The 16401-nt window shown below is 61.8% G+C and carries 16 protein-coding genes; 3 read left to right on the top strand and 13 right to left on the bottom strand.

The genetic code is table 11. The features are described 5' to 3' along the window. Position 1: 1 nt before the first annotated feature. The 10 genes from ASU23_RS17290 to lepB all read right to left on the bottom strand — a co-directional run bounded on the left by ASU23_RS17290 (position 2) and on the right by lepB (position 8276). Positions 2-625: a LysE family translocator gene (locus ASU23_RS17290; protein ID WP_042446415.1), complete on the bottom strand. Its 624-nt coding sequence runs from the start codon at positions 623-625 to the stop codon at positions 2-4. Between the two features lie 92 nt (positions 626-717). Beyond that, on the bottom strand, positions 718-1911 hold the full coding sequence (locus tag ASU23_RS17285; protein WP_058038339.1) for a globin domain-containing protein: 1194 nt from the start codon (positions 1909-1911) through the stop codon (positions 718-720). Between the two features lie 31 nt (positions 1912-1942). Beyond that, positions 1943-2392 (bottom strand): Rrf2 family transcriptional regulator, encoded by a 450-nt coding sequence (locus ASU23_RS17280; protein WP_003943059.1) that lies wholly within the window; start codon positions 2390-2392, stop codon positions 1943-1945. A gap of 119 nt (positions 2393-2511) precedes the next feature. Next, positions 2512-3642, bottom strand: a complete 1131-nt coding sequence (galK, locus tag ASU23_RS17275) for a galactokinase (protein WP_058038338.1) — start codon at positions 3640-3642, stop codon at positions 2512-2514. Beyond that, positions 3642-4742 (bottom strand): galactose-1-phosphate uridylyltransferase, encoded by a 1101-nt coding sequence (gene galT, locus ASU23_RS17270; RefSeq protein ID WP_054187517.1) that lies wholly within the window; start codon positions 4740-4742, stop codon positions 3642-3644. The genes galK and galT overlap by 1 nt, the downstream gene beginning before the upstream one ends. After that, positions 4739-5365 (bottom strand): SMI1/KNR4 family protein, encoded by a 627-nt coding sequence (locus tag ASU23_RS17265; protein WP_054187516.1) that lies wholly within the window; start codon positions 5363-5365, stop codon positions 4739-4741. The genes galT and ASU23_RS17265 overlap by 4 nt, the downstream gene beginning before the upstream one ends. Positions 5366-5386: 21 nt before the next feature. After that, entirely contained in the window at positions 5387-5971 is a 585-nt protein-coding gene (locus ASU23_RS17260) for a TetR/AcrR family transcriptional regulator (protein ID WP_003943180.1), read from the bottom strand. Further along, entirely contained in the window at positions 5968-7017 is a 1050-nt protein-coding gene (locus ASU23_RS17255) for a saccharopine dehydrogenase family protein (RefSeq protein WP_058038337.1), read from the bottom strand. The genes ASU23_RS17260 and ASU23_RS17255 overlap by 4 nt, the downstream gene beginning before the upstream one ends. 55 nt (positions 7018-7072) lie before the next feature. Beyond that, positions 7073-7426 carry a glyoxalase superfamily protein gene (locus ASU23_RS17250; protein ID WP_058038336.1) on the bottom strand — a complete coding sequence of 118 codons (354 nt, stop codon included), beginning with the start codon at positions 7424-7426 and terminating at the stop codon, positions 7073-7075. 106 nt (positions 7427-7532) lie between these two features. Continuing rightward, the gene (lepB, locus tag ASU23_RS17245) at positions 7533-8276 is read right to left on the bottom strand and encodes a signal peptidase I (RefSeq protein WP_058038335.1); all 744 of its coding nucleotides are present in this window, start codon (positions 8274-8276) and stop codon (positions 7533-7535) included. A 426-nt stretch (positions 8277-8702) separates the two neighbouring features. Between lepB and ASU23_RS17240 the strand changes: the two genes are divergently transcribed. Further along, a complete protein-coding gene (locus ASU23_RS17240; protein ID WP_058038334.1) occupies positions 8703-10184 on the top strand; it encodes an anion permease in 1482 nt (493 codons plus the stop codon). 3 nt (positions 10185-10187) lie between these two features. Here ASU23_RS17240 and ASU23_RS17235 read toward each other — a convergent pair whose 3' ends face one another. From ASU23_RS17235 to ASU23_RS17225, 3 genes are read right to left on the bottom strand one after another with little or no spacing between them, the layout of a single operon-like run. Then, positions 10188-10937, bottom strand: coding sequence for a succinate dehydrogenase/fumarate reductase iron-sulfur subunit (locus tag ASU23_RS17235; protein ID WP_003943253.1), 750 nt, complete (start codon positions 10935-10937; stop codon positions 10188-10190). Next, entirely contained in the window at positions 10934-12886 is a 1953-nt protein-coding gene (locus tag ASU23_RS17230; RefSeq protein ID WP_054781015.1) for a fumarate reductase/succinate dehydrogenase flavoprotein subunit, read from the bottom strand. Before ASU23_RS17230 ends, ASU23_RS17235 begins: the two co-directional genes overlap by 4 nt. Next, positions 12887-13636, bottom strand: coding sequence for a succinate dehydrogenase cytochrome b subunit (locus tag ASU23_RS17225; RefSeq protein ID WP_047269404.1), 750 nt, complete (start codon positions 13634-13636; stop codon positions 12887-12889). It lies immediately after the preceding gene. A gap of 156 nt (positions 13637-13792) precedes the next feature. Here ASU23_RS17225 and ASU23_RS17220 point away from each other — a divergent pair, with 156 nt between their 5' ends. Further along, on the top strand, positions 13793-15121 hold the full coding sequence (locus ASU23_RS17220) for a lipase family protein (RefSeq protein ID WP_058038333.1): 1329 nt from the start codon (positions 13793-13795) through the stop codon (positions 15119-15121). Further along, entirely contained in the window at positions 15118-16374 is a 1257-nt protein-coding gene (locus ASU23_RS17215) for a hypothetical protein (RefSeq protein ID WP_052959792.1), read from the top strand. The genes ASU23_RS17220 and ASU23_RS17215 overlap by 4 nt, the downstream gene beginning before the upstream one ends. The last annotated feature ends 27 nt before the right edge of the window (positions 16375-16401 follow it).

Here is a 16401-nt window from a genome sequence, read left to right as displayed (position 1 = left end):
ACTACTCCAGGGCCATGCGGGTGGCGAAGATTCCGAGAATGCCACCAGCTAGCCATTTCTGAGCCCGCATCCACACCGGACGCGCCATGAGGAAGGTCGACACGGCTGCCGCACAGCACACGATCAACGCGTTGACGGTGACTGCGACCAGGATCTGCACGCCGCCGAGTACGAGTGCCTGTTGCCAGACCGGACCCGCAGTGGGATCGACGAACTGGGGGATCAGGGCCGCGTACATCAGCGCAATCTTGGGATTGAGCAGATTGGTGGTCAACCCCATCCCGAACAGACGGCCGCTACCGTGGCGGTCGACCTCGCCCACCTCGAAAGCGGACTTCCCACCTGGTCGGAGTGTCGACCAGGCGAGATAGGCCAGGTACAGGGCACCACCGATTTTCACCGCGGTGAACACCGTTGGTACGGCGAAGAGAACCGCCGTCAGCCCTGCACACGTGGCGGCGAGGTAGACCAGGAAACCGGTTGCGACTCCGCCGAGCGAGATCAAACCCGCCCGGCGGCCCTGGCTGATGCTGCGGGACACCAGATAGATCATGTTGGGGCCCGGTGTCAGAACCATCGCCAGGGCGATCAGCGCGACTCCCGTCATCGACGCTGACGTGATCATGTCGGTCTCCCACTACTCGATGCGTATGTTTCTTCGAGTACACAAGGGTTTGCAGTCGCGCGCCAAGGTCCAGTTCGCAGGCAGTGGTCCGCTCAGGTGTTGGCCCAGCTGTCGGGCCCGAAGACCTCGTAGTGGATATTCTGTGCCGGGACGTCCCTTTCGAGCAACGATGCGCGCATCGCCAACATGAACGGCATCGGCCCGCAAAGGAAGGCTTGGGTATCGGGCTCCACTGCAATACCTTGCAAATCCGCCCGTCCTTCGTGAACCGATCCGAACGCAAGGTGCGTGCCGAGATCCTCGTACCAACGGTGCAGGGTTGCGGCGGGAATCTGGTCGACGAGTGTGCTGAGTTCTGCGCGGTGCGCGTGATCCGCAATGGATCGATCCGCATGGATGACAGATACCGAACGGTCAGCACCGGTGTCCACGAGATGATTGAGCATCCCGATCATCGGTGTGCAACCGATTCCGGCCGACGCGAGCAGGAGCGGTGAGTTGTCGTCCGGCATGGTGAGATCGCCGAAAGGTGTGGTGACGGAGAGTTCTTGACCTTCGAATACGTTGTTGTAGAGGAAGTTCGACACTTCGCCATCGGGAGTTCCGGAGATTCGCTTGACGCTGATCCGCCAGTCTGCGCTGCTCGGTATCGAACACAGGCTGTATTGGCGGATCTGACGGGCGCCGTCGGGCAGCGTAACCCCGACCGAAAGGTACTGTCCGGGAGCGAAGGTGGGGAGCGCGCTACCGTCGAGCGACGTGAGTGTCAGTGAGACGGTGTCGGCGGACTGAAGAACTCGTTCGCTGATTCTGACCGTGCGCCAGACGTCACCGGCGTCGACGCCGGCGAGTTGGTAGAGGCCTCGCTCCATCGTGATGAGGGTTTCCGCCATCAGCCAGTAGACCTCGTCCCAGGCTGCTGCGACCTCGGGAGTGACTGCATCGCCGAGTATTTCGACGATCGCGGCAAAGAGGTGTTCGTGCACGATTGCGTACTGGTCGGGCGTGATTCCCAGCGACGCATGCTTGTGGGCGATACGTGAAAGTATGAGATCGACCTTGGCGCTGTCCGGCTCGAGCTGAAGCGTCGCGAATGCCGCGATGGCGCCGGCGAGAGCCTTCTGCTGTTCGCCCTGCTTCTGATTGCCGCGATTGAACAAATCGCGTTCGAGTTCAGGATGCGCGTCGAACATCCTGCGGTAGAACAGGGTTGTGATATCGCCGATGGCAGCGCCGACCACGGGAAGGGTGGCGCGAATGACCTCGGTTGACTGTGGGGAAAGCATGAGCTGCTCCGTTCGGTCGAAATTCGATTGATCAGCCTGCTTCGTCGCTCCGGGTGGTGAGGCGTAGCAGGACAGTTTTGGACGGCTGCCGGATGACGTCTTCGATCGTGACCGCGTCGAGTGAAACGAAGAACGCTTCCTGTGCTTCGCGCAAAGCGCTCCGAAGGAGGCAACCTCCGCGCAGTGGGCACGGTTTGTCCCCTTCGCAGTCGACGACTTCACCCGGGCCTTCGAGGCGTCTGGCCAGCCAGCCGATGGTGGCGGTGCGGCCGAGTTCGGTGATGGAAAGCCCACCGCCGCGGCCGCGCCTGGTTGTCACGATGCCGAGCTCACCGAGCCGTGTAACCACCTTGGTGGCATGGGAATACGACACGTTGAGCTGCTGCGCAACATCCCGAGTGCTGGGGGAGGCATCCGCGTCGAGTACGGCCAACCGCATGACGACGCGCAATCCCAGATCGGTGAACTGCGTCAGTTGCATGATCTGAACCTACATAATTCGCATCTGAGATGACTATTTATGTGAGGGGGATCTCGAGGTGCCCCAACCAGGGCGAACGGTACGTTCGGCACCTCCAGTGCGCTGAACGTGCCGTTCGCTCAGAGACGAGCGGCCGAACCCCCGGCAACGACGCCGAGAAAGTGTGGTGCTCGCCAACCTCGCGCCGCAAAGTCGCGGCTCACCGATGCGATGACCTCCGCTCCGCTTCCTTCCGGAACCAGCGCGATGGCTGAGCCTCCGAATCCGCCGCCGGTCATCCGCGCACCGATCGCGCCGCCGCGTCGTGCTGCGGCAACGGCGACGTCGAGTTCATCGCACGAGACCTCGAAGTCGTCGCGCAACGAGGCGTGCGAGTTGTCGAACAGCTCGCCGACGTCACTGAATCTGCTGCTGCGCAGAAGTTCTGCGGTCTTCCGCGTCCTCTCGATCTCGGTCACGACGTGCCGTGCCCGCGCCCGGAGGATCGGGTCTCGCACTGTCTCGGCCTGGTCTGCTGTAGCCTCTCGCAAGCTGCCGACGCCGAGAGCTGCTGCTGCAGCGACGCATTGAGAGCGCCGCATTCCGTACTGTCCGTCTGCGAGCGAGTGTTTGACCCGGGTGTCGATGACGATCAGTTCGTACCCTGCACCGTGGAGTTCGAAAGGTATGGGTTCGGTGGATCCGCCCTGGCAGTCCAGCAGGAGCGCAGTCGAGGGCTGAGCAAAGAGGGCAATGGTTTGATCCATCCCTCCGGTCGGTGCGCCGACGCCGTCGTTCTCGGCCTGGATGCACACCTGTACCAGCTCATCGCGGGGGAAGGGTGAATCATGAAGTTCGTTGACGGCCAACGCAACCGAACAGGTGAGGGCAGCGGAGCTCGACAGCCCGGCCCCGACCGGTACCGACGAGTCGACGGCAAGATCGATTCCTTCGATCGGGAGGCCTCTGCGCGCAAGAGACCACAGAACGGCTGTGGGGTAGGCGGCCCACCCTGTGGCGATGTCGCCGAGGGGCCCGGTGTACGTCTCGGCGGATTGCCGACTGTGCACGCGGACGACCCCGTCGCTGCGCAGTGCGACGGCAACCAGTGTTCGCTGCTCGAGAGCGACCGGTAGGCACAATCCACCGTTGTAGTCCGTGTGTTCACCGATCAGGTTGACTCGACCGGGTGCCGCCCACACTCCGGTTGCCGGATAGCCGTAGGTGGCGTGAAACTGTTGGAGCACAGAATTGTTCGAGACCGTATCCACTATTTCAACTCCCGTAGGCGGGCCGCGACTGCCTCGGGAACGGTGTCGTTCACCCAGGCGCCCATGGCGGACTCGGACCCGGCGAGGTATTTGAGTTTGCCCGGTGCGCGCAAGATCGAGAACAGCTGAAGATGCAGTCGGCCCAGAGGTCGGTTGATGCGGACGGGAGCTTGGTGCCAGGCCGCGATGTACGGTACCCGGTCGACGCCCGGATAGAAGCGATCGATACGGCGTAGGAGATCTTGGTAGACGACCGCAAGCTCTTCGCGCTCTTGGTCGTTCAGCGAGGGAAGGTCCGGGACGTCTCGGTGCGGTGCCAGGTGAATCTCGATGGGCCATCGTGCGGCGGTCGGGACGTAGGCGCTCCAGTGATCGCCGTCGTAGATCAACCGGGCCTTGTCCTCGCGCTCGAACGCCAGAACATCGGCGAGTAGTGAGCGACCGGTGCGCTCGAAGTGTTTGTGCGCCTGCGTCAGCATCGATCGGGTGCGTGGCGTGACATACGGGTATGCGTAGATCTGTCCGTGTGGATGGGTGAGTGTCACCCCGATTTCTTCGCCGCGGTTCTCGAAGCAGAACACTTGTTCCACAAGCGGATCCGCCGACAACTCTTCGGTCCGAGAAATCCAGGCGCCCACAATCGTGCGCATGCGTTCGAGTGGAAGCTCGGCGACGGACGCCGTGTGATCGCTCGAGAAGCACATCACTTCGCAGTGACCGGCCGCTGGGCGATCGCCCGCACCGTCTCCGGGACTGTCAATGGCTTCCTCAGGCGCCGCGGCAAAGCTCGGAAACCGATTCTCGAACACCGCGACGTCGTAGTCTCCGTCGGGTATCTCTGTGGGCGTGCGTGTTTCGTCGGTCGGGCACAATGGACATTCGGCGGCGGAGGGGAGATGTGTCCGTGTCATGCGATGCGAAGCCATGGTGATCCACTCCCCGGTGAGAACGTCGAATCTCATCCGAGACGAGTGGTCGAGAGCCGGCAATTCGCGGGAATCTCGCGCAGAGTGGGCGCGGGCACTGCCGGCATCGTCGAAGTAGAAGATCTGACGCCCGTCGGCGAGGGTGCGACGGGTCGGATCCTGCTTGGGTGTCATGCGTCGACTTCCCATTCCAGAACACCCTTGCTGACAACGGGTTTCCACACTCCGATCGTTGATCCTGTTTCCAGCGCTACGGCATGGGCGGCCAGCATTACCGAGATGGACGCCCAGATCGGACCGCCGTTGTCAGTGGCGTCCGAGGCATACTCGGTCACACAATGGTGGAGTGCGCCGCTACGGGTGTCCACGAAGTAGTGGTACTCGTCCAGTCCGGCAAAGGGAACGAACGAGGGGATGAACATGGTTGCGGCAGTGCCTGCGTCGCGTTGATCGTGTCGATCCATCTCGTCCTCGGCGTAGAGGTCTGGATTCTCGTAGATCGTCTCGTCCCACGTTTCGAGCAGAGTGAGACGAACTTCGGTTGCGACGTCTATGGGGTAGAAGAACTTGTCCGGGAGCACGCTGCCGAGAAAGAGGCCGGTCCGGTCGTCGTGGGTCAGGCTGCCGTTGTGGACCCGATACAGGTCGCGAAGTTCCTGGGGCCACGTGACGCCGGTCGAGGCTTCGAATTCCTCGATAACGGCGTCACCGAGTCCTGGTTGAAACGCTGCAGCCGTCACCGGTGCGTTTGTACGGCACCACGCTTCGATTCGGCTCCATTCGTTTGCAACGCTCATGGGCTTTACGATACGTCCGAGTCAGGACCCGTGAATCAGGTACTGCAGTGTGTCCACGAGCTTTCGGTCCGAAGCCTCGGACTTTCGGCCGGTGATTCCCGATCGGAGAATTGCGGAACCCTCGAGCAGGCTCACGATGGTCTGCGCTGTCGCGCCAAGTTCCGCCGCATCCAGCTCCGGTTGTGCACACGCGACTGCGCGCTCTACGTGTGCGATGTACTGGGCGTAGAAGTCTCGAAGCACGACCGCGACTTCTTGGTCCGCCGCTGCAATGGCCCATACTTCGACGTACAGACGCACCGTGGCCTGGTCGTCCTGTTCTCCGAGCAGGACTCCGATGAAGTGTTCGGATTCCTCGCGGGAGAGGCTCTGATCCGTATCGGGGACGACGGCAAGGCGATCCAGTGAGCGGGTCAATGCACGTGACATCACTGCGCGTATCAGATCTGCACGGGTGGGGTAGTAGTGCTGCAGATGTCCTACCCGCACTCCGGCCGCGGCTGCGAAATCGCGCATTGCCGAGTTGGCATTGCCCTGAGTAGTGAGGACCTGTTCTGCTGCGTCGAGAAGTGCTGCCGCACGGGCGGCGCCCTTGGAGAGGGTCATGGTCGCAATACTGCCACCCCGAAGCTCTCCAACTCGGAGACGGTGCGGCGAGGGTTCGGAAGCGATTCGGGGAAAGTGACTCCAGGCCGGGCATCGTCGGCCAAGGCTCGTCTGACGGCCAACGCGCCGCCCACCGCGGTGAGGTGAGCCTGGCCCTGCCGGTCGACGATTGTCGCGCTTGTCGTGCCGCTCGGGCCGGTGACATCGATGCGTACTTGCGCGCTCCCGCCCTTGCCCGGCGAGTACAGGAGTCCGCGTCGTAGCGGTGTGAAGCGGTCGCCGCGACCCCAACGGAACAGACCCACCTTCTTGGCGGCGAGCAGCGCAGTTGTGGATGCATTCGAACTGAAACCTATTCGAGTGCTGGCAGTTTCGGCGCCCAAGGTCATGGGGAACGTGAATTGTTCCGGAGTGTCGATTCTTCCGACCTTGGTGCGCGATCCGGGGAAGTCGACCCAGCGTGTATCCGTCAACGGGCTGACGGTGATCGGGTTTCCTTGCTGCATCACCTCGAAATCCTGCCCGAGCCGATCGATGAAGTCGACGGAGTCCAGCCCGGCAATGTCGTTGACGTCGTAGCGAATCGAGACGTCGATCGTGCTCGCGCCACCCAGTTCCTCGGCCAGCGCTGCGGCGACGATATTGGTGACTCCGCCCATCCATCCGGACGACAGGTACACCGGTGCGCTCGGCGACTTCTGACCCGCCAGAGTGGCGGCGCGAGCGACGCGGGTTGTCCAGCGGGTGATGTCCACGTACGGAATGCCGGCCTCGACGGCGGCGGACAAGACACGATCGTGGGGATCGTTGACCGTCGAAACGACCGCGCGTACGGACGCGTCGAAGGGTGTCGGGTCGAGGAGGTCCCAGCGGCGGACGGAAGCGCCGTGACGGCCGGCCAGTTCGTTGCCTCGCTCGGGGGTGCGTCCGGTGAGGAGTAGTGGGAAGTCGGGGGCGAGCAACGCTGTCAGGGCGCTGCCCACGGTTCCGTATCCGCCGGCCACGAGGATCGGGCCGTCGGCTGAATACTGCAATGAATCGGTCATGCACGTAACTCTAGGTCAAATGACCTAAAACGTCGAATGGGGTTCTTTCCGCTGCTCAGTCCCGGTGTCGCACGATGTTGACGACGTTGCCATCGGGTGCCCGGACGAGGAATCGGCGAACACCCCACTCTTCGGTCGTTATGGGGTGCACGATTTCGTAGCCGAGCCTGCGGGCCTCTTCGTAGGCGCCGTCGATGTCGTCCGTGTGGACTGAGATGACGGAGTCCTCGGCCGCAGTGGCGTCGTGCGTGACGAGCTGTACGTTCGCGCCGGTGTCGGGAGAGGTGTAGCGAGCGACCCACCCCATGTTGAACTCTTCGGTGCTCAGGCCGAGAAAGTCGGAGTAGAAGCTCTTGGCGGTTCCGATATCGGCGACTTTGAGATTGGCGGTGAGGCGTCGAGCGCGCATGTGGTTCTCCTACCTTCGGCAACAGATGCGCTCGATGATCGTCCGAAAGCGGATCCATGTCGACTGTGCCGTCCGAAGATGCAGGCCGCCTGGTTGATTCGATCTGTCACTGCGGATCGAACGAGCTCACAGTTCCCCACCGTGAGAAGGGAAGGACGATCAATTGAACCTTGCCGATGACATTGTCGATCGGCACCGTTCCACTGTGTTCGTCATCGAGATGGAAACGTGAATCCTTCGAATGGGCGCGGTTGTCGCCCATCACCCACAGGTTCCCGTCGGGAACCGTGACCGGCCCGAAATACCTTCCTTGGCAAGAGGTACCGTTGCCCGGAATGCGCTTGTCGATGTACGGCTCGGTCAGCGGCTTGCCGTTCACTCGAAGCCCCTCTTCCTCGGACAGGCACTGTACGGTTTGGCCACCGACCGCGACTACCCGCTTCACGAGGTCGTTTTCGTCCGGCGGGACCAAGCCGACGATGGACCCGAGTCCCTGAAATGCGCGAACAATCGAATTGTCGGATCGAATGGATTTGTACTCGTCGTTCCAGGACTCGGGTCCCTTGAACACGACCACATCCCCAGGTTGCGGATCCCCGAATCGATAGCTGATTCTGTCGACGAGGATCTTGTCTCCCGTGCAGCCGGTGCATCCGTGAAGTGTCGGTTCCATGGACTCCGACGGGATCAGAAAGATGCGTCCGACGAAGTTCTGAATGACAACACTCAGGACAAGTGCGACGACAACGAGGATCAGAATCTCACGCCACAGTGGACGTTTTCTCGGGTGATCGGCCACTGCCGATTCAGTGGAGGCGGTCGAGTCCTCGTGGGCGTCGGATTCCGTCACACTCCCGACAATAGATGGCGCAACCAGTCGTCGGCCCGATACGAATCTTCTCGGTTCGTGGGTCTGTCTGTCGGCTGACATGCTTCGGAATTGGATCACATCACGCGCGAAGATCCGGTCGAGGTCGGCAATCCGCGCAGTCCTGACCCAAACATCGTGCCGACGAATACCTTTCGCAGAAGCAGGTTGAACAACTCTCCGAGATTCAAGCGTGCAGCACGCCGGAGCCTTGTTGATCGATTGGCACAATCTTTTGCGAGAGATGGGCATCCTCCCACTGAAGCGTCGGTGCGAGACAGCGCCTCGTAAGGACGACTGTACTTCCGGGCATTTTCTCTCGAACTTGGATTGACCGCACGAAAACCTGATGTTTGGGGGACAATCATCTGGGGCGATCACCTGGGGCGACAAGTCGAGGAGATGCAAATGTCCGAGGCCAAATCCGAAAGCACTGAGTCTTTTTCTGAGACGACACCGCCGGCGGAGCCGTCGAAACAATCGGTGCTCAGGCGGTACTACCCGGCTGCGGTGCCCGTCATCCTCGGCTTGATCATCTATTTCGTGCCTGTTCCGGACGGTGTGGATCCCAAGGGCATGCACATGCTCGGAATTTTCGTCGGCACCATCGTGGCGTTGATCTTGCAGCCTCTGCCGACGGGTTCTGTGGCGCTGGTAGGCCTGTCGATCGCCATGATCACCCAGACCGAGACGCCGACGGAAGCGTTGTCCGGCTTCAGTAACACCACGATCTGGCTGATTGTCGCATCGTTCTTCATTGCCGAGGGCTTTCTGGTCACCGGACTCGGCAAACGGGTTGCGCTCATGTTCGTGACCAAACTCGGCAAGTCGAGTCTCGGATTGTCCTACGGAATGGCGTTGACGGACTTGATACTTGCTCCGGCGACGCCGTCGAACACCGCCCGTGCGGGTGGCGTCGTCTATCCGATCATCGTCTCGCTGAGCAAGTTGGAGGACTCCAATCCCGAGCCCGAGGACTCTCGCAAGAAGCTCGGAGCATATCTGCTGCTCACGTCGCTGCAAGTCAACGTCGTGACCTCCGCGATGTTCATCACCGCCATGGCGGGTAACCCTGTGGCCGTCGATGCGGCTGCCAAGATCGGCATCGACATCTCGTGGGGCAAATGGGCGCTGGCAGCATCGGTTCCGGGAATTGCGAGTCTCATCGCGATCCCGTGGGTGATGTCGAAGATCTTCCCGCCCACGATGTTGAAGACTCCGAAAGCACCCGAGCAAGCCAGGGAGGAACTGCGCAAGGCAGGTCCGATCAGCCGCAACGAGAAGATCATGGCCGCCACCTTCGTTCTGCTGCTGGTGCTCTGGTGCCTGGGCTCGCAGCTCAACGTCAATGCCACTACAACAGCATTCGTCGGAATCGGCATCCTGTTGGTGACCAAGGTGCTGACGTGGAACAACCTGGTCCACGACACCGGGGCGTGGCAGACGCTCGTGTTCTTTGCCGTTCTGGTCGGTATGGCAAGCCATCTCGAAGAACTCGGCGTGATCTCGTGGATCGGAACCCAGGTCTCCTCGAGCGTCGACGGTTTGCCGTGGATCTGGGCTTTTGCGATCCTGACCTTGGTGTACTTCTACGCGCACTATCTGTTTGCGTCGAACACCGCGCAGATCGTCGCGATGTACGCGGTGTTTCTCGGCGCGGCGGTGGCAACCGGTGCACCGTCGCTGTTCTCGGCCCTGGTGTTCGGCTTCATCGGCAGCCTGTTCGGCGGTATCTCGCACTACGCGTCCGGTCCGGCCGGAGTGATCTACGGTTCCGGATACATCAAGACCTCGGAATGGTTCCGAATCGGTTTCGTGATGAGCGTCGTGATCATCCTGATCTGGACGATCATCGGCGGCGCGTGGATGAAGCTGATCGGCGCCTGGTGACGATCAGTTGTCCTTGCGCCGCAATCCGAATCGCATCGATTCCTTGTTGACAGCGGCAATCGCGGTCAGCGGTATCTCCGCGGGACACACCTGCGCACATTCACCGTAGGTCGAGCACGGCCCGAAATCGGCCTCCATCTGGTGCGACATCGCTCGGGCCCGCTTGCCACGTTCGTTGCGGCCCTGCGTGACGAGAGACAGGTGGGTCAGTTTGGACCCGGTGAAGAGGTGCGCGGCACCGTTCGGGCAGGCTGCCACGCAAGCGCCGCAGCCGATGCACGCGGCGAAGTCCAGTGCAGCTTCGGCACTTTGATGCGAGAGCGGCTGACTGTCTGCGTCCGGCGCGGTTCCTGCATTGACCGAAACGTATCCACCGGCTTCGAGCACCCGGTCGAGCGCAGAGCGATCGACGACGAGGTCTCGGACCACGGGAAAGGCTGCGGAGCGGAACGGCTCCAGTTTGATTCGGTCCCCGTCGGAGAAGCTGCGCAGGTGCTGACGGCACGTGGGAGTGTTCGCAACCGGTCCATGGGGAACATTGTCGACCGTGATGCCGCAGGACCCGCAGATCCCTTCTCGGCAGTCGGAATCGAAGGCGATGGGTTCGTTGCCGCTCTCCACGAGTTGGTCGTTGAGTCGGTCGAGGAGCTCCAGCAGCGACATCTCCACCGTCGCGTCGTCTATTTGGTAGGTGTCGAATGCGCCGGACGACTCAGGTCCGGATTGGCGCCACACGTCCACGGTGATTTTCATACGTAGTTCCTCGTCTGCAGTGGAACAGCGGTGAAGGACAACGGCTCGTCGTGTCGAACGTGTCTGCCGTCCTGGGCGGTTTCCCACGCGGAGACGAAGCACCAGTCCTGATCGTTTCGCTGCGCTTCGCCTTCGGGAGTCTGATGTTCGGCACGAAAGTGCGCTCCACAGGACTCGTCACGATCGAGAGCATCGACGCACATCAGTTCGGCGAGCTCGAGGAAATCGGCTACCCTGCCGGCCCTTTCCAACTCCTGGTTGAACTGGTTTCCGCTGCCGGCAACTCGCAGGTTCGACCAGAAATCGGTTCGCAGTGCGCGGATTTCGGCGATCGCCTTGGTCAAGCCCTCGGCCGTTCGGGTGACACCGCAACCCGCATAGAGGATCTCGCCCAGTTGTCGATGGAACCTGTCGGGGCCGTGTGTTCCGCCGACCGAGAGCAGCAGGTCCACCCGACCCCTCACGTCAGTGAGCGTCGACGTCACAGCGGGATCGGACAGTTCGAGTGGAGTGGATCCGAGTAGCGGCGCAAGATAATTCGGAATCGCGTACGGGAGGGTGAACCAGCCGTCGACGCATGCCGAGAGCAACGAATTGGCGCCGAGGCGGTTGGCTCCGTGGTATCCCCAGCCTGCCTCACCACCGACGAACAAGCCGGGGATGGAGGTCATCTGGTCGTAGTCGTTCCACAGTCCTCCCATGGTGAAGTGGGCTCCGGGGGCGATGCGCATCGGCACCGTATAGGGGTCTTCGCTGGTGGCGTCGCGATACATCGAGAACAGATTTCCGTATCGCTCCTCGATGGTCTTGCGGCCGAGCCGTGCCAACGCATCGCGGAAATCCAGGTACACACTGTTTTTCAGAGGACCGACGCCGTGACCGGAGTCGATTTGCTCGCGGGCGGCCCGTGAAGAGACGTCGCGGGGAGAGAGGTTCCCGAACGCCGGATATTTGCGCTCGAGGTAGTAGTCGCGTTCGTTTTCGGGAATGTCGCCGGGCTCACGATCGTCTCCGGGCTTGGCCGGTACCCAGATCCGGCCGTCGTTGCGCAGGGATTCGCTCATCAGAATGGTTTTCGACTGCCACTCGGAGTTGACGGGAAGTGCCGTCGGATGGAATTGGATGAACGAGGGTGAAGCCATCAACGCACCGCGTCGGTGCGCTCGCCACGCGGCCGTGGCGTTGGAATTCTTCGCAAGTGTGGACTTGTGGAATACGGTTCCGTAGCCGCCGGATGCCAGTACGACGGCATGGCCTGTGGTGGCGCCGATCTCACCGGTCACGAGATCGCGTGTGACTATCCCTTGTGCTCGCCCGTCCGAAACGATGAGATCGAGCATCTCGGTTCGGGTGTGTAGGTTGACCGTTCCGGCTGCGATCTGACGTTGCAGTGCCTGCGACGACGCTATCTGCAACTGCTGGCCTGTCTGCCCGCGCGTATAGTACGTGCGCGACACCTGAACGCCGCCGAAGGATCGGGTGGCCAGAGTGCCGCCGTACTCGCGAGCAAACGGTGCCCCGATGGCATTCATGTGATCGATGACGCGTACGGATTCTTCGGCGAGACGGAAACAGTCGGCCTCACGGCCCCGGAAATCACCGCCCTTGACGGTGTCCTTCACGAAGCGGGCGAGGCTGTCGTTGTCCACTTTTCGAGCGCGAGCAGCGTTGATGCCTCCTTGCGCGGCGACACTGTGTGCACGGCGGGGTGCATCGTGGAAGGTGAAGGACTCGACGTGGTAGCCCAGTTCACCGAGGGAGGCGGCGCAGGCCGCGCCGGCGAGGCCGGTACCGACGACGATGACCGTGAACTTGCGCCGGTTGAGTGGGCTGACGAGCTTGTAGTCGAGTTTGCGAGTGGGCCAGGCCGTCGCCGGATCGCCGGCCGGGACCTTACCGTCCACCGGTGTCCCGATGCTGCGCAGATCGTCGAGTTCGAAGCTGTTCACTTATGACGCTCCTGTCTTCGAGATGGCGCCGGTCATGACCGCGATGGGGATCGACATGTTTCCGACCATCACGACGAGCGCAAAGATTCCGGAGAGTGCAACGCCAATCTGGCGCAGTCGTTGGCCGGTCACGCCGAGATCGTTGACCGCGCTCCAGAGTCCGTGCGCGAGGTGCATTGCCAGCAGAGCCATCGCGACGATGTAGAACGCTGCCACCAGCGGACGCTCGAAGCTGGCAATCAGATTGTCGTATGCGTAACTCTGTGTGCGCGTGGCCGCTTCGTACTCGCTGCTGCCGATGGGTCGGGTTCCGGTCGTGAGGTCGAGTATGTGGAAAATGACGAACAGCAGCAGCACAGCTCCGGTGACGGGCATCGTGCGCGCTGTAAAGGACTTGATTCCCAGACCTTTACGTCGAAATTTTCCTCGAGCTCGGCGTCCGCGGACGGTGAGCAGCCAGGCACACCAGACGTGTGCGACCAATGACGCGAGCAAGACGATGCGAAGAATCCACAGAAGTCCCTCGTAGGGCAGGAAGGGTTCGAACACCGTTCGTAGCCAGTGTGCGTAGTCGTCGAAGTGATCGGCACCGGTGTAGACCTTCAGGTTTCCGATCATGTGGACGAGAACGAAAGCGGCGAAGATCAGTCCTGTCACGGCCATCAGAATCTTGCACGTGATGTTGGACGGCCGCGGTCGAGCTTGGAGTGAATCGCCGGTAGCTCGCGATACACGGGTCGGAGCACTCACAGACAAACCTCCCACGCCAGACTTGCCGGACAGGTGCCGTCAGCCTAAGCCCGATCGAGGTTTTCGGCCAACGGATGGGTGCCCGACTTGTCTGTTAATGCAGGTGAATGGGAGTGTAGGGGTGCTCATTACCCGAAAGTAAGGAACTCGTGAACGATGTTTGACTCGACGTGGCGACGGTGGTCATGGCGCGCCGGAACGGCATCGGCCCTGGCAGTGGCCTTGTTTGCGGTGGGGTCGCCGGCTGGTGCGCAGGAGACCGTCGACCTGGCCGACGTGTTCAACCCGTTGGTCGTGAAGGCACTCCAAGGCGCTGACATTTCCACCGAATTGACTCCACTCGGGCTCTCGTCCGATGATCCGTGGTTCGACGAACCTGAAATCGAGCCGGGTACCGCCCCCGGCACACTTCTCAAAGCGCGTCCGGTCAGCGTGCAGGTCTACCAGGTCCGTCCCGACGTGGTCTCGGCTCACCAACTCATGTACACCACCACTGATCACTTCGGTCGGCAGGTGATCAGCACCGGAATTCTGATGATTCCCGAGGACGGAACTGCGCCAGGTGATCGCAAGATCATCGGATACGCCGAGGCGAACGACAGCCTCGGCGCGAACTGCGCACCAAGTCACCAGTGGACCGGCGGCAATCAGAGCGACCCGGCGATGTTCTCGGCGCTCGGCCCGGTGGCTCAGATGTTCGGCCACGGCTGGGCAGTGATGATGAGCGACGTCGGCAACGACGGCGACACTGCTCCCCATCCGTTCTCGATCGGACAGTTCTCAGGGAAGGCAACGCTCGACGGCGTTCGGGCAGCACTCGCGCTTCCGGAAGGCGGCCTCGAATCAGACACCCCTGTCGGCATCTACGGTGTCGCCGGAGGCGGTGTCGCAGCGGGCTTTGCCGCGGAACAAGCCCATGATTATGCGCCGGAACTGAACGTCCAGGCCAGTGCCATTCAGGCGATGATGATCGACCCCGCAACGTTCGAGGAAACAGCGGCCGGTGGGATCGGTTCCGGATTCGTCTTCTCGAGCATTCTCGGATTCGACGCGGGCTACCCCGACGTTCGGCTCGACGACCATCTGACTCCGATCGGTCACAACGTCGCCGCAGCCTTCCGCGCGTCCTGCCAGGCGCTCTACCTCGGACTCCCATTCGTTCCGTTCGACGTCCTACTCGCCAACCCTTCGCCCCGAACGATCCCTGCGCTGGCCGCGGCGTATGCGGACAACACGTTGGGAAAGCAGGCGCCGGCTTCCAAGCTTCTGATTTCTTCCTGTGAGGACGACTTTCTCGTTCCCTTCAGTGAGGCAGAGCAATTGGCGCAGACATATCGAGCAGACGGCGGCAACGTGGACCTGCTCCCGTCGCAGTGCGGGCCGCTCGATTACGTGACCAACCTGTACAAGACGGTGACCGATCAGCTGGGTATGCAGGACATCGCCTGGCTGGCAAAGACGTTCGACGAAGCCGAGGGACGATGAGCTTGCGGAAGTCTCTGACGCGCAGGGATTTTGCGCGTACGGTTCTCGTTGCTTCGGCAGGTATCGGCGGTGCCGTCGTACTGGGAGGCAGGGCGTCCGCGGGTACTGGTGAGCTCGACAGGTACCTCGACCTGGAAGCAGTGAACGCAAACGCCGAAGCCACGGGCGGCCTGCATCCTTCTCTGCCATCGGATTCCGCGACGCTGCGGTCTTTGGTGGATACCGCCCGAGCCTCGGGAGTGGATCCGCATCGCTATCAGACACTGCTCAAGCAGTACTGGCTCGCGGTCGGGACGGAGTCGGCAGGTATCGATCTCGCTTCGTGGACTCCGTTCGACGGTGTGCACGCGAATCTCGGAAACCTCACCAACACTTTCCAGTTCTACGAGCGACTCCAGCTCGAGCATCGAGAGCTGCAGTGGGCAGGTATGGGAGGAATGGTCGGGCCCGCTTTCGCCGGTGGACTCCTCGACTTGGACTACGGGCGGGTTGTGCTGGAAGTCCAAGCGATCAGCGAGGCGATGGCACTGGTCTGGCGAGAGATCGACCGCATCGGGTCGCCGGTTGCATCGTCGATGGGAGCACCCGAGGACATTGCGGCACTTCTCGAGGTCGGCCACGAGATTCGCCCCGAGGACGTGATGTGGTTCCAGGGGAAAGTGATTGCGATGAGCAAACACATCTTCTCGGACCTGATTCCCATGCACATGGCGTGGGTTCACGACGGTGTCGACGGCATCGCCGAACTCGATCGCGCAGGGCTGCTCGACGAGAACGCCCGTATCGCGTGGAACAACATTGCTTCGGGGACACCGGAATCGGTCTTCGACGGCAATGTGCGTCTGCTGCGAAGGGAGCAGTACCAGTCGGTGGGTGATCAGTGGGACGAGGCGAAGGCCTACCGCGGCAGCGTTGGTCGCTCGTTGACCTACCTGACCACCTTCGCCGCATCACCGTCGATGCCTGGCGTCGTGCCGCCACGCGAGTCGAACCCGCTCTCGTTCGCGGTGGGCAATGCTGTTGTGCAAACGCCGCTTCCGGACTTCAACTGGGCGGACCGGGATGGTCGTTGGACCTACATCAACGATCAGTTGCTCCCGGTCTACAACAACCTGATGAAGAATCAACCGGAACTGTGGCGAGCGACGCTGGCCGCGCCCGTCTCCGTTCGGATAACCGAGCAGCGAATGATCGCTCGCTTGCCGGACATGTTGCGGTCCATGTTGTCGACTCTGGCGATTACGGTCAACTGAACTCGGCGGTGGCGGGGCCTCAGGGTC

Origin of the sequence: Rhodococcus sp. KB6, from assembly GCF_001445685.1 — a bacterium.
Taxonomy (GTDB): Bacteria; Actinomycetota; Actinomycetes; order Mycobacteriales; family Mycobacteriaceae; genus Rhodococcus_F; species Rhodococcus_F qingshengii.
The sequence above is the reverse complement of the archived record's forward strand: the minus strand, read 5'-3'. Positions and strand labels throughout refer to the sequence as shown.

What these genes read in the sequence shown, in the direction of transcription:
- ASU23_RS17250 (WP_058038336.1), bottom strand. Translation starts at nt 7,426, where the DNA reads ATGCGCGCTCGACGCCTCACCGCCAATCTCAAAGTCGCCGATATCGGA.
- ASU23_RS17265 (WP_054187516.1), bottom strand. Translation starts at nt 5,365, where the DNA reads ATGAGCGTTGCAAACGAATGGAGCCGAATCGAAGCGTGGTGCCGTACA.
- ASU23_RS17240 (WP_058038334.1), top strand. Translation starts at nt 8,703, where the DNA reads ATGTCCGAGGCCAAATCCGAAAGCACTGAGTCTTTTTCTGAGACGACA.
- galT (WP_054187517.1), bottom strand. Translation starts at nt 4,742, where the DNA reads ATGACACCCAAGCAGGATCCGACCCGTCGCACCCTCGCCGACGGGCGT.
- ASU23_RS17290 (WP_042446415.1), bottom strand. Translation starts at nt 625, where the DNA reads ATGATCACGTCAGCGTCGATGACGGGAGTCGCGCTGATCGCCCTGGCG.
- ASU23_RS17255 (WP_058038337.1), bottom strand. Translation starts at nt 7,017, where the DNA reads ATGACCGATTCATTGCAGTATTCAGCCGACGGCCCGATCCTCGTGGCC.
- ASU23_RS17215 (WP_052959792.1), top strand. Translation starts at nt 15,118, where the DNA reads ATGAGCTTGCGGAAGTCTCTGACGCGCAGGGATTTTGCGCGTACGGTT.
- ASU23_RS17235 (WP_003943253.1), bottom strand. Translation starts at nt 10,937, where the DNA reads ATGAAAATCACCGTGGACGTGTGGCGCCAATCCGGACCTGAGTCGTCC.
- ASU23_RS17280 (WP_003943059.1), bottom strand. Translation starts at nt 2,392, where the DNA reads ATGCAACTGACGCAGTTCACCGATCTGGGATTGCGCGTCGTCATGCGG.
- ASU23_RS17260 (WP_003943180.1), bottom strand. Translation starts at nt 5,971, where the DNA reads ATGACCCTCTCCAAGGGCGCCGCCCGTGCGGCAGCACTTCTCGACGCA.
- ASU23_RS17285 (WP_058038339.1), bottom strand. Translation starts at nt 1,911, where the DNA reads ATGCTTTCCCCACAGTCAACCGAGGTCATTCGCGCCACCCTTCCCGTG.
- ASU23_RS17220 (WP_058038333.1), top strand. Translation starts at nt 13,793, where the DNA reads ATGTTTGACTCGACGTGGCGACGGTGGTCATGGCGCGCCGGAACGGCA.